This window comes from Henriciella algicola (assembly GCF_003576245.1).
In the GTDB taxonomy this organism is placed as follows: domain Bacteria; phylum Pseudomonadota; class Alphaproteobacteria; order Caulobacterales; family Hyphomonadaceae; genus Henriciella; species Henriciella algicola.
Window position 1 is genome coordinate 305,568 of sequence record NZ_QWGA01000008.1, and the last position, 11,955, is coordinate 317,522.

Annotated in this window: 15 protein-coding genes; 6 read left to right on the forward strand and 9 right to left on the reverse strand. The window is 63.2% G+C overall.

What is annotated here, in order from left to right; translation table 11 throughout:
- Nucleotides 1-5 precede the first annotated feature (5 nt).
- Genes D1222_RS14365 through D1222_RS14375 form a run of 3 tightly spaced genes read left to right on the forward strand, consistent with a single transcriptional unit; the run spans nucleotide 6 to nucleotide 2,238 of the window.
- Nucleotides 6-836 (forward strand): alpha/beta hydrolase, encoded by an 831-nt coding sequence (locus tag D1222_RS14365; protein WP_119454950.1) that lies wholly within the window; start codon nucleotides 6-8, stop codon nucleotides 834-836.
- Complete coding sequence (locus tag D1222_RS14370; RefSeq protein ID WP_119454951.1) at nucleotides 833-1,300, forward strand: GNAT family N-acetyltransferase; 468 nt, start codon at nucleotides 833-835, stop codon at nucleotides 1,298-1,300. Before D1222_RS14365 ends, D1222_RS14370 begins: the two co-directional genes overlap by 4 nt.
- Complete coding sequence (locus tag D1222_RS14375; RefSeq protein ID WP_119454952.1) at nucleotides 1,297-2,238, forward strand: NAD(P)-dependent oxidoreductase; 942 nt, start codon at nucleotides 1,297-1,299, stop codon at nucleotides 2,236-2,238. Before D1222_RS14370 ends, D1222_RS14375 begins: the two co-directional genes overlap by 4 nt.
- Here D1222_RS14375 and D1222_RS14380 read toward each other — a convergent pair.
- From D1222_RS14380 to rmuC, 6 genes are all read right to left on the reverse strand, one after another.
- Nucleotides 2,232-2,807, reverse strand: coding sequence for an AAA family ATPase (locus D1222_RS14380; protein WP_233348794.1), 576 nt, complete (start codon nucleotides 2,805-2,807; stop codon nucleotides 2,232-2,234). The two genes, D1222_RS14375 and D1222_RS14380, sit on opposite strands and share 7 nt — an antisense overlap.
- Entirely contained in the window at nucleotides 2,791-3,543 is a 753-nt protein-coding gene (gene truA, locus D1222_RS14385) for a tRNA pseudouridine(38-40) synthase TruA (protein WP_119454954.1), read from the reverse strand. Before truA ends, D1222_RS14380 begins: the two co-directional genes overlap by 17 nt.
- Nucleotides 3,540-4,037 carry a GNAT family N-acetyltransferase gene (locus tag D1222_RS14390; RefSeq protein WP_182482002.1) on the reverse strand — a complete coding sequence of 166 codons (498 nt, stop codon included), beginning with the start codon at nucleotides 4,035-4,037 and terminating at the stop codon, nucleotides 3,540-3,542. Before D1222_RS14390 ends, truA begins: the two co-directional genes overlap by 4 nt.
- Complete coding sequence (gene fmt / locus D1222_RS14395) at nucleotides 4,034-4,987, reverse strand: methionyl-tRNA formyltransferase (RefSeq protein ID WP_119454956.1); 954 nt, start codon at nucleotides 4,985-4,987, stop codon at nucleotides 4,034-4,036. The genes D1222_RS14390 and fmt overlap by 4 nt, the downstream gene beginning before the upstream one ends.
- Before the next feature lie 306 nt (nucleotides 4,988-5,293).
- Nucleotides 5,294-5,842, reverse strand: coding sequence for a peptide deformylase (gene def / locus D1222_RS14400; protein ID WP_119454957.1), 549 nt, complete (start codon nucleotides 5,840-5,842; stop codon nucleotides 5,294-5,296).
- Nucleotides 5,843-5,907: 65 nt separating this feature from the next.
- Nucleotides 5,908-7,257 carry a DNA recombination protein RmuC gene (gene rmuC / locus D1222_RS14405; RefSeq protein WP_119454958.1) on the reverse strand — a complete coding sequence of 450 codons (1,350 nt, stop codon included), beginning with the start codon at nucleotides 7,255-7,257 and terminating at the stop codon, nucleotides 5,908-5,910.
- Between the two features lie 118 nt (nucleotides 7,258-7,375).
- On the opposite strand from rmuC, the gene D1222_RS14410 reads away from it, so the two are divergent.
- Nucleotides 7,376-7,984: an RNA polymerase sigma factor gene (locus D1222_RS14410; protein WP_119454959.1), complete on the forward strand. Its 609-nt coding sequence runs from the start codon at nucleotides 7,376-7,378 to the stop codon at nucleotides 7,982-7,984.
- A gap of 11 nt (nucleotides 7,985-7,995) precedes the next feature.
- Nucleotides 7,996-8,388: a VOC family protein gene (locus tag D1222_RS14415; RefSeq protein WP_119454960.1), complete on the forward strand. Its 393-nt coding sequence runs from the start codon at nucleotides 7,996-7,998 to the stop codon at nucleotides 8,386-8,388.
- A 67-nt stretch (nucleotides 8,389-8,455) separates the two neighbouring features.
- Here the strand turns inward: D1222_RS14415 and D1222_RS14420 are convergent, their stop codons facing one another.
- Nucleotides 8,456-8,947, reverse strand: coding sequence for a flavodoxin family protein (locus D1222_RS14420; protein ID WP_119454961.1), 492 nt, complete (start codon nucleotides 8,945-8,947; stop codon nucleotides 8,456-8,458).
- Nucleotides 8,948-9,085: 138 nt separating this feature from the next.
- Nucleotides 9,086-10,183, reverse strand: a complete 1,098-nt coding sequence (ychF, locus tag D1222_RS14425) for a redox-regulated ATPase YchF (protein ID WP_119454962.1) — start codon at nucleotides 10,181-10,183, stop codon at nucleotides 9,086-9,088.
- Between the two features lie 161 nt (nucleotides 10,184-10,344).
- On the opposite strand from ychF, the gene D1222_RS14430 reads away from it, so the two are divergent.
- Nucleotides 10,345-11,304: a hypothetical protein gene (locus tag D1222_RS14430; RefSeq protein ID WP_119454963.1), complete on the forward strand. Its 960-nt coding sequence runs from the start codon at nucleotides 10,345-10,347 to the stop codon at nucleotides 11,302-11,304.
- On the opposite strand, the gene pth is transcribed toward D1222_RS14430, so the two are convergent.
- Nucleotides 11,301-11,909, reverse strand: coding sequence for an aminoacyl-tRNA hydrolase (gene pth, locus D1222_RS14435; RefSeq protein ID WP_119455186.1), 609 nt, complete (start codon nucleotides 11,907-11,909; stop codon nucleotides 11,301-11,303). The two genes, D1222_RS14430 and pth, sit on opposite strands and share 4 nt — an antisense overlap.
- Nucleotides 11,910-11,955: the final 46 nt, after the last annotated feature.

The following is an 11,955-nucleotide window of genomic DNA, read 5'->3' on the forward strand; positions in this document are numbered from 1 at the left end:
CGGTCATGGCGGTCAATGTCGAGGCATGGCGGTTCGGGGCGCCGGTGGCGGGCTATGCCTGGCGGGTTGAGGGGGCGAAGGCGAACCTCCTCCTCATGCATGGCTATGGCGAGTATGCGACGCGCTATGTCGCCGAATACAACCGGTTGATCCCTGCGCTGAACAAGGCTGGCATCAGCGTCTTTGCCTTTGATGCGAACGGGCATGGCGCCTCACCGGGCCCGCGCGGCGCGACCGACATGAAACAGGCCGTGCACCATCATCAGATGGCCCGCGAGGCACTGGCACTGGAGAGCAAGGCGCCACTCCTTCTGTTCGGCCATTCACTGGGCGGCCTGATCACGGCGGCGAGTGTGGCGGGCAAACCAGCGGGTGTGCAGGCCGTGGTGCTGAGCGCGCCTGCCTTGCAGATCGAGCTCAACCCCGTGCTGAAGACGCTGGCCGGCCTGATCGCAGCGATTGCGCCAGCTGCACGTCTGACACCGCCGCTGGAAGCCGAAGCGATCTCGCGCGACGAGGCTGTGGTGGAAGCGTACCGCAATAATCCTGACGTCATCACGAAGCCGCCCGCTGCGCGCCTCGGCGCGACTGCCGTGTCGGTGCTGGAGACGGCGTGGACGAAATTCTCGGCCTGGAAAGCGCCGGTGCTGATCATCCATGGCGACGCGGACCGGCTGACGCCTATTGAGGGTTCGCAGCGCTTTTTCGAGACGATCGGTGTAAGCGACAAGACGCTGGACGTGTTCGAGGGTGGGTATCATGAGCTGCTCAATGACACTGAGCGCGATAGGGCGCTCGCGGTCATCCTGAGCTGGCTTGAGCGGCACCTGCCGTGAAACTTCGCACTTACAGGGCGGGCGATGCCGCGCGCCTGGAAGAGATATTCCGCGCCGCGATCCTTCAGCTGGGAAGCCGGGACTATAAAGCTGAGCAGGTCGCCGTCTGGTCCGGGGCGCGTGTGACGGCAGAGCGCCTGCACGAGATGTATATTGATGGCCGGGCGACATTCATCGCGGTGGACGAGGCCAACGCCGCCATCGCATTCAGCGATCTGGAAGCCGATGGCCATGTCGATATGCTCTATTGCCACCCGGACCATGCGGGCAAAGGCGTCGCCAGTGCGCTGCTCGCCGCGATCGAGGCCACGGCGCGGCAGGCAGGCATGACGCGTCTTCACACCGAGGCAAGCGAGACGGCGCGGCCAGTCTTTGCGCGGGCGGGCTATGAGACGGTGTTGCGCCGGCCGCTCGAAATTGATGGGGTGGCCCTCCATAACTGGAAGATGGAGAAGCTGCTTTGACCAAGCCCGTGGCCGAAACTGACATCGCTGTGCGCATCCATTCGAGCCAGGGCGACGGGTTGGAGCAGGCCGTGCGGGAAGCGTTTCCAGATGTCGAGGTGTTTCGCGGGCCCATGGAGAGCGATCGGCCAGAAAAGGTGCTCGTGACCTTCTATCCGCCAGAGGATGAGGATCTCTCCAAATATCGCTGGGTGCATTGTGTCGGCGCGGGCGTGGACGCGATCTGTAAGGCTTTTGCGGACATTGAACCTGCGCCGCTTGTGACCCGCACGACTGGCCGAATGGGCCAGCAGATTGGCGAATATTGTGCCGGGTATGCACTCTCTTGGCTGCAGAAGATGGCGCTCCGCAGGGCGCTGGAAGAGGCGCGCGACTGGGACCGGGAACGCGCAGCCCCTGCATATCTGTTCGAGACGCAGGTCGCCATTATCGGCACCGGCTCTATCGGGCAGGGCGTTGCTGGTGCGTTCAAAGGGCTGCAGGCACTAGTGCTGGGCCTGTCCCGGACGGGCGGGGCCGTGGAGGAGTTTGACGAGGTGATGCGTCTGGCGGATTTGTCGGCTGACGCCGGGGCGAAGATCGTGGTCGGGGCGCTGCCCTTTACGCCGCAGACCGACAGCGCCATTGGCGCGGATGTGTTCGACAAGCTGGACGGCGCGCTGTTCATCAATGTCGGGCGCGGGGCGACACTGGATGAGGGCGCGCTGAAGGCGGCGCTTGATAGCGGCAAGGTGGTTCATGCCGTGCTGGACGTCTTTCGCGATGAGCCGCTGGACCCCGGGCACTGGTTCTGGAGCGATGAGAGGGTCACGGTCACGCCGCACGTATCCGGACTGACATTGCCGAGTGATGGGCAGGCGCGCCTTCTCGAGCTGCTGGAGAGGCGTCTCAAAGGTGAGGCAATTGAGGCGGATGTGGATGTCGCGCGCGGCTATTGAAGCGCTTCGAGGGGTAGGCCGAGCGTACGGAGCATGAAATCGGCACGTGTCTCGACGCTCGTCTTCGGCAGGTCGATCAGGCGATAGCCGCGCGCCGGATAGGCGATGCGTAGCCAGTTGTATTCGCGCACGGCTTCTTCGAAAGGCAGCGGTCGCTCCTCATCCTGAACGTATAGGGCAGCCCATGGCGGCGCGAAGAATACCGTACGGTAATAGAGACAAGCCTCGCCCAGCGATTTGAGGTCGGCAGGCGTGTCGATGGACAGCCGTTCGAAATGGGCGAGCGCGTCCACGGCAGAGCGGTCGAAGAAGATGGGGCCATCAATGTCCCGCACGGCGCGCAGGCTTTCGGCGGCGATCTCGATCGCCCGGCGCACGAAGGCTTCCGGATTGATCCAGGGCAGGGCGTCGGAGCCCGTTTCCAGCGCTTCGCGGACGATCTGGCGACCGGGTTCTTCGACAGTCGCGAAGCCCCGCGTACCAAGCTCTTTCAGGAGGGTGGACTTGCCGCCCGACGAGCAGCCGGAAATGACGATCCGGCGCCGCTCCATATCAGTCCTGGTCGCCATACATGACGCGTTCGAGATAGAGCCCGTCCGCTGGGGCGACCGGGCCGCAGGCGGTGCGGTCGCGGGCTTCGAGGATTTCCTTCATCCATGCAGGCTCACGCATGCCGCGGCCGACCTCAACCAGGCTGCCCGTGATGGAGCGGACCTGACGGTGCAGGAAGCTGCGCGCCGTTGTGGTGATCTCCACCCGGTCTGCAAGGCGGAAGACTTCCAGCGTATCCAGCGTCTTCACCGGGCTTTTGGCCTGACAGGCTGCGTCACGGAAGGTGGAGAAGTCATGCTCGCCGATAAGGTGGTTGGCCGCTTCCTGCATGGCGTGGACGTCGATTTCAAACGGGATGCGCCAGATGAGGCCCTTGTCGAACGTCAGGTGCGCGCGGCGTGTCTGTATGATGTAGCGATAGGCGCGGCCCGTCGCATCAAAGCGGGCGTGGAAACTCTCATCGACTTCCTCCACGGCGAGCACGGCGACCGGGTCGGGGCGGAGATGGTAGTTCAACGCGTCGCAGAGCTTGCGGACAGGGCGCGGCTTCTGCAGCGTCACATGGGCGACTTGCCCCGTGGCGTGGACGCCGGCATCGGTACGCCCCGCGCCCTGAACCACGACTGGCTGACCGTCGAGCTTGGCGGCGGCGCGTTCAAGTGCGCCCTGCACGGTCGGCTGTCCGTCCTGTCGCTGCCAGCCATAATAGGGTCGGCCATCATATTCGACGAGAAGGCGAAGGCGCTGGCTCATTCGGCATCCATGAAAGCTGCTGGATAGGTAAGCGTGCCGGAGCGCGGCGCGGTTTCGAAAAGCTCGATCGCCATGAAGGCCTCCCCGGACCAGGGGGCATCATAACGGGCGGCAACGGCCGGATTGAAGCCAAAGCGCGGATAGTAGCCGGGGTGGCCGAGGACGAAGACAAGCTGGCGGCCAATCTGCTCGACCTGCGGCATGCCTGCTTTGATGAGCGCATAGCCGATGCCGCGGCGCTGCTCATCCGGGGCGGCGCACATGGGCCCGAGACCTGCGGCGACATCCTTGCCGTTCACGAGGATGCGGAAGAACTCGATATGGCCAATGAGGCGGCCCTCTTCATCTTCGGCGACGAGGGAGACGAGGCTGTCGCCATCCTTGTGAAGCTGGCGCGTGATGCGCGCTTCGTCCGGCGTGCCGAAGGCGGCGTCGTTGAGCGCGGCGACCGCATCGAGGTCAGCAGGGGTGGTCGCACGGACGGAGGCGCTCACGCGAAGCATGTCCCGGCCTTGATCTCGTTTCCGCGCAGGAAATCGCCTGCATCCATGGCGCGCGAGCCCGGCTTCTGCAGGCGGGTCAGGCGCACAGCCTTGCCGCCGCCGCAGGCGACGAGAAGCTGGTCATCGAGCAGCGTGCCGGGCGCTGCGTCATGGGCGTGATCGGCATATTCGCTCATCAGCGCCTTGATGCGCAGCGGTTCCTTGTCGCCCGGCGGTGTCCAATGAAACCAGGCGCCGGGGAAGGGGGAGAGGCCGCGTATCTGCTGGTCGATCTCATGGGCCGGGCCTGTCCAGTCGATACGCTGGTCGGCGGCGGTCAGCTTGGCGGCATAGGTGACGCCGTCCTCGCTCTGCGGCTCTGGGGTGAGCATGCCGCCTGCCAGGCCTTCGAGGGCGCGGGGGGCAAGCTGGGCGCCAAGGCTGGAGAGCCGGTCGTGAAGGCTGCCGCCGGTCTCATCGGCGGCGATTTCAGTCGTTTCTGTTGCGAGGACGGGGCCTGTGTCGAGGCCCGCTTCCATCATCATGGCCTGAACGCCCGTTACCTTGTCGCCCGCCATGATAGCGCGCTGGATCGGCGCGGCCCCGCGCCAGCGCGGCAGGAGCGACGCGTGGAGGTTCATGCAGCCAAGACGCGGCGCATCCAGAACGGCTTGCGGCAGGATGAGGCCATAGGCGACGACGACAGCAGCATCGAGCTCCAGCGCAGCGAAGGCGGCTTTCTCGTCCTCGCTTTTGAGGGATTTGGGCGTGCGCACCTCTATGCCCTGTGCCTCGGCATAGCGGTGTACCGGGGTGGGCGTCAGCTTCTTGCCGCGTCCGGCCGGGCGGGGCGGCTGCGAATAGACGCAGGCGACCTCATGGCCCGCCTCTATCAGGGCGGCGAGCAAGGGCACCGAGAAATCCGGGCTTCCCATGAAGGCGAGGCGCAAGGGTTTCGTCATGCTGCGGGGTCTATCGCGAGGCTCTGAAAGTGCAAGATGTTTGGGGGGACGGCCGCAGATGCCTGCGCAGGCAGGTATCCATAGAGTGTGCTCTCAGCAGGTTTGAGGCAGTTTAGAAGTCGCTCCATGGACCCCTGCCTTCGCAGGGGTCTGCGGGGCGGAGGCAAGACTGAACTCAGGCGTAGCGCATTGCCCCGGCCATACCATTTCCAGAAAGCCCATTGCCCGCGCAGATAATGACAATCAGCGCCGCCAGTATCAGCACGAGTGTCCAGCGGACCCAGGCTTTGGCGAACAAGCGGGCGATCAGGCCGCGCTTCTCGATTTGGATTTCGAAAGCTTGTCAGCGAGGCGCTTGGCCTTTTTCACCTTGTCGACGGCGCGCTGGCGTTTCAGGCGCGAGAGGTGGTCGATGAAGAGCGTACCTTCGAGGTGGTCCATCTCGTGCTGGATGCAGACGGCGTACATGCCCTCGGCAATCTCATCGACTTCCTTGCCATTGTAATCAAGGTATTTCACGCGGCAGCGGGTCGGGCGCTCCACTTCGTCGAACACGTCCGGCACGGAGAGGCAACCCTCTTCGTATGGGGCCAGATCCTCGGTCAGCGGCAGGATTTCCGGGTTCACGAAATAACGGGGCGCAGGCTCTTCATCCGGGCCAGCAAGGTCCATCACGATGACGCGCTTGGGCACGCCGATCTGGATCGCCGCAAGGCCAATGCCGGGGGCGTCGTACATGGTTTCCAGCATGTCATCCATGAGCGCGCGGAGTTCATCCGTCACGCCGCCTTCGACGGGCTTGGAGACTTCCTTCAGGCGCGGGTCCGGGACGGTGAGAATTTCGCGAATAGCCATGGCCGGAAAATAGGAGGAGGAGGCCGAGAAATCAACGCCGGGGCGCTGCTCGCTGGAGTAACGCCCTAATCCTCACCCAGATCAAACTCCAGCTCGCCGGTTCGGTCGGGCAGGGTGGCGCGTTTTTCTATGCTTTCGATTTCAGGCACGGATTTTTCCGGCGGTGCGATCTGCAGGTCTTCGAACTTGCGCGCGGCGGGCAGGACGCGGGAGGTGAGGCTGGAGCCCATCTTGTTATAGGCGTCGACCGCGGAATTGAGCGACTTGCCCATCTTCTCGACATGGCCGCCGAGCGTGGTCAGACGCGAATAGAGGTCCCGGCCAAGTTCTGCGGCTTTCTTCGCATTCTCTGTCGCCTGTTCCTGGCGCCAGCCATATGCAACCGCCTTGGCGAGAGCGAGCAAGGTCGACGGGGTCACGACGATGACCTGCCTTGCGGCTGCAAAGTCGAAGAGGTCCGGCTCAAATTCGAGTGCGGCGACATAGAAGCTCTCGCCCGGAATGAAGAGGGCGACAAAGTCGACGCGCTGGGAAAAGGCGCTCTGATAGTCCTTCGAGCCGAGCGTCTTGATATGATCGCGGACCTTGCGGGCGTGGGCGCGCATTAAAGCCTCACGGCGGGCGGGATCGCTTTCATCGAGCGCCTTGAGATAGTCCTCAAGCGAGACCTTGGAGTCGACGACGATTTCGCGCCCGCCGGGCAGCTTGATGACGACGTCGGGGCGCTGGCGGCCGCTTTCGGTCTCGCCGTGAACCTGTTCGGAAAAGTCGCAATGGGCAGACAGGCCAGCGTGCTCCATGACATTGCGCAGCGTCGTTTCCCCCCAGCGGCCACCGCCGCGCGGCGCTGAGAGGGCGCTGACGAGCTTGTTGGTCTCACTGGTATGGACTTTCAGGCTCTCGCCAATGGCTTTGACCTGTTCCTGCAGGACCGATTTGTCGTCGGCGCGAACTTTCTCAATCTCCGAGACTTTCTTGGCGAACTCCTCAAGGTTCTTGGTGATCGGGGTCATCAGCTCCTTGAGGTTGGTTTGCGCGCCTTCCTTGTGGCGTTTGAAATGCTCGTCGGCGAGTTCGAGGAATTGGGTGTTTGCGCGTCGCAGCACCCCTTGCGCGAGTTCTGCGAACTTCTTCTCGTCCTCTTCGCTGCGCGCTTCGGCCTTGGCGAGGTCGATGCGGGCCTGCTCGGCGACAGCGTCCTTGGTCTTCACCTGCTGGCGCAGTTCTTCGCGTTCGGCTTTCAGGGCAGCGACGCTGTCTTCGGCGTATTCAAGGTCCCGCCGGGCATTGGCTGCCTTTGCGCTGAGCCGGCCGCGAATGACGAACAGGGCAACGGCAAGGGCTATGGCCGCAAGCAGCAGGACAAGGTGAATGAGATCGAGGCCGATAGAGCCAATAGTGACGAGCGCTTCCATGGGTCCTGCCTAATCCGATTCGGGGCTTGACCTTTTCATGCCCGCATCTGAACATACGGGGAACAAATGGGCGCGTCCAGAGCGGGCGTCGTCTAGGGAGGATTTGGGGGCCGCCAGGATGACTGAGCCATGGGTAAGACGGCTGGGCGCGGTTGCGCGACGCCATGCAGGGCGGCCTGACGAGGCAGAGGATCTTGTCCAGCTCGCTTGCCTCGCAGCCGTGGAGGCTGGCCGGACCAATTTTGAGTCCGAAGAGACGCAAAAATGGCTGCGCGGTGTCATCCGCAACCAGGCCCGCCAGGTGGCCCGCACGGCTGTGCGTCGGCGTGAGAGAGAAACGGGCTGGCAGCAGGTGTCGGATACTTCGGTCGAGCTGACCGACAGGGATGCCATCCGTCTCGGCGGGCTCAGCCCGTCCCTGCGTGTGACGGTGCTGCTGGCGCTCAACGGGGCGACGCGTGCTGAGATCGGCTGGCTGCTTGGCCTGTCGGATACGGCGCTGCGTCAGCGTATCTCGCAGCTCAAGCGTAGTATCGAGACCTCGCCGGACGTGGATCTGACGCTGGATGAGGTGCTGCCCTATGGCGCGATGCGGCAGAGGATGAGAGCGCGGCTCGCCCGGCGCGGCGGGTTTCTGGCGAGCCATGATCCGGACGGTCATTTTTTTGTACTGACGACCTCACAGATTGCCGATCGGCGGCAACAGGTATGTGAGCGAACCAGCTAGAGGAGGTCTTCATGCTCACGAAAACAGGAATTGGTGCCATCGTCTTTTACGTGGCCGACATCGACCGCACAGAGGTGTTTTACCGCGACAGTCTCGAGCTCGACCTGACGCGCATGCCGGGCGAAGAGGGTGAGGCTGGCGGGGCCGACTGGCTCATGGCGGAGGCCGCGAATGGCGTGTCGCTCATCTTCTTCCAGCAGGACGGCAAGCGCGGCGACAGCCCTGTCGTTGTCTTTCATCTGGAGGAAGGCGGGATCGACGGCGTCGTGGAGGGGCTCGCCTCAAAGGGTGTGACGATCGTGACACCGGTCTCCCACGCCCCGGATGGCGGGCTGACGGCTGACTTTGCTGACCCTGATGGGCACACGCTGTCGATGTATCAATCGCCCGGTGCGCCGCGCTGACAAAAAGACATCCGCCTCGTGGTGAGCGTGGTTCGTCAGGCTCACCACGAGGCTGTGTTGGGTTTCCTTAGAAAACACCCATGGCGAGACCCGCGGCCATCGCGGCGCCGAGCTCGCGGCATTTGTCGAGGTCATCCTCGCTGATCTTTTTGTCGGCGAGGATGTCTGCGCGGGTCTGTGCGTGGGTACAGATGATGAAGGGTTCCTGCGCGATCTTGAGCCGCCAGCCTTTAGCAATGCGGGCGGTCTGGCGCATGGCGTTTTCACCGTCTGAGCCTGCGCAGATCATCTGCGCATAAGGGCGTCCTTCGATCTTGCCGAGCACCTCATAATAGGAGCGGTCGAAGAACTCCTTCATGCCGCCCGCAATGGCGGCGAGGTTTTCCGGTGCGCAGAAAATGTAGCCATCGGCGGCGAGGAGGTCTTCCGGGCCTGCCTCGGTCGCGAACTTCAGAATGGTCTCACAGCCTTCTTCGGACTGGGCGGCCTCATGTGCAGCCTTCGCCATCTGCTCGGCGCCGCCGGTGCGGGAGAAATAGACGATGAGGAGTTGGGGCATGGTGAGACTTCAGTTGCTCACTCGGATCAAGCAGGTCCGCCTCCCCAACGCAAGTTGGGGCCAATGGCGGCTGGGAGGTTCGGTCTCAACCGCCATGGGTCCCAGCTTTCGCTGGGAGGGCGGCGGTAGGCCGGGCTTCTACACGTTGAACCGGAAGTGCAGGACGTCGCCTTCCTTGACGATGTATTCCTTGCCTTCCTGGCGCATCTTGCCGGCTTCCTTGGCGCCTGCTTCGCCATTGTTGGCAACGAAGTCGTCAAAGGCGATCGTCTCGGCGCGGATGAAGCCTTTCTCGAAGTCGCCATGGATGACGCCTGCGGCCTGCGGAGCGGTCCAGCCCTTGCGGATGGTCCAGGCGCGGGCCTCTTTCGGGCCGACAGTGAAATAGGTCTGCAGACCGAGCAGCTGGTAGCCGGAATGGATGAGTCGGTTGAGACCCGGCTCTTCGAGGCCCTGCATCTCAAGGAATTCGGCGCGTTCGGCGGGCTCCAGAACGGCCATTTCAGCTTCAATCTGGGCAGAGATGACGACGGCCTCGGCGCCTTCCCTGGCGGCACGCTCCATCACCATTTCAGAATACTTGTTGCCGGTTGCGGCGCTGTCTTCGTCGACATTGGCGACGAGAAGGACGGGCTTGGCGGTCAGCAGCTGAAGCATGCGCCAGGCCTTCATCTCTTCTTTGGGCACCTCAGCCATCCGGGCCGGGCGGCCTTCATTCAGCTCAGCCAGGGCAAGGTCGAGCAGGGCGAGCGTTTCCTTGGCGTCCTTGTCGCCGGATTTTGCTTTCTTCTCGACGCCTGCGCGGCGCTTCTCGAGGCTTTCCATGTCGGCGATCATCAGCTCGGTCTCTACGATGTCGAGGTCGGCAATCGGGTCGACGCGGCCCGCAACGTGCGTGATGTCGTCATCCTCGAAACAGCGCAGCACATAAAGAATGGCGTCGGTTTCGCGGATGTTGGCGAGGAACTGGTTGCCAAGGCCTTCGCCCTTTGACGCGCCTTCGACGAGGCCAGCGATATCGACAAAGTTCATCCGGGCCGGGATGATTTCCTTGGAGCCCGCGATCGCGGCGAGCTTTTCAAGACGCGGCTCTGGCACGGCGACTTCGCCGACATTCGGCTCAATCGTGCAGAATGGATAGTTGGCGGCTTGCGCAGCTGCCGTCTGGGTCAGGGCGTTGAAGAGGGTGGACTTGCCAACGTTTGGCAGGCCGACGATCCCGCATTTGAAACCCATGTGCGCGCTCCTTCTTGCCGATGGTGTACCGGTCTGGTCTGGCGCGCGGCATAACGCATTTTCGCCGTCAGAACAGGGGGGAATGTCGGGTTGGGCTGGTATTCAATTGTGTCTGGCACAGGTAATGTTCTTATAAAGGCATCCGCCGAGAAGAGGTTTTCATGGCTTTCGACGTGCTGCTGGTCTCTGCAATGGGGGACAGCAAGAAGGCAACGGTACTGGCACGGCGGCTGCGGGCGCTGAAATTCAGGGTGCGCCACGATGCAAAGCGCGCCCATACGACACCAAGTGCGCGTGACCTTAGCGATTGTAACAAAGCGACCAGCGTCCTGGTGCTGTGGTCGGCCAAGGCGTGCGACAGCGACGGGACTGACAGCGACTGGGTGCATGCGATAGCGCATCTCGCACGCTCGCGTCCGGGCGCTCTGGTTCAGGCGGACCTTGATGAAACGGTGCCTGACGAGCCGTTCGACAAGGATCAGCGTTTTGATCTTGCCGGGCTGACGGCGCGCGCGACGCCTGAAGGGTTCAAGGCCCTGTGTGAGGCGCTGGGCGAAAAGGATGGGCGCGAAGGGCTGGCCGACTGGCTGTCGCTCTCTTCTGGAGATGAAGAGAGCAAGGCAGAATGGAAGGCGGCGCACCCGAATGATCCGCTGGCGCAGAATGGCGGCGGACGCAAAGCCGCCGCGGCACCCGCGCCAGAGCCCGCAAAGCCTGCAAACAAGCCGAAGAAAGATGCTGGCGAGCGGGTTACGACCGCTGCGGCTGCGAGCGCTGCGGCGACTGCGCAGCTCGTGGATGCAGCGGCTGGAAACAGGCTGGAGCTCAACCCGCCCAAGCCTGAAGTGGACTTTGCGCGCCCTCAAACGGAGCGTTCGAGCGGGCTGTTCATGCTAGTGCCGACCGGGCTTCTGCTTGTTGGTATGATGGTGATGGCATTCATGTCCCGGACCTCGCCTGCGCAGCTTTCTGGCGGCGGCGGTGGCGGCATCGTCAATATCGTGGAGAGCTGTCCGGCCGGGCAGGTGCCGCGATCACTGGTGCACAGCTCGTTATTGCCGTCCGAAGACGATGCAGGCGGCGACATGTCGGAAGCGCCTGACGAGGCTAGTGGCAACTAGTCCGTCTGCTTCGGATCGCGCTTTGGAGCGGGGGCAAGACGCATGACTTCGGACTGGAACCGGTCGTCATTGTCTTCAAAGAGAAGCGGAAGCGCGCGCGAACATGCGTCCAGCGTGGCCTCAAGCCAGTCTTTCTCTGCCTTGGCAAAGTCGTTCAGCACATACGGCATGACCAGCGACTTGTCGCCGGGATGGCCAACGCCGAGACGTATGCGGCGAACGTCCGGGGAGAGGTGGGCGAGCATGGAGCGCACGCCATTATTGCCTGAATGACCGCCGCCGCGTTTGACGCGAACCCGGCCGGGAGCAAGGTCGATCTCGTCATGAAAGACGGTGACGTCATCAGGGCCGAGCTTGTAGAAGCGCGCCGCTTCGCCAGCGGCACGTCCGCTCTCATTGTAGAAGGTCTGGGGTTTCAGGAGCAGAAGCTTGACCGGGCCTGACGCGGTCTGAATCGTGCCTTCGGCAGCTTCGCTCTGAAATCTGGATTTCCACGGACCAAATCCGTGATCGGCGGCGATCCTGTCGAGGACCATGAAGCCGATATTGTGCCGGTTGCCAGCATATTTGGCACCCGGATTACCCTGTCCGGCAAGAATATGCATGACAGGCTCCGTCGGACCGGTGCCCGCAGTAGCGGGCTGGCCCGAA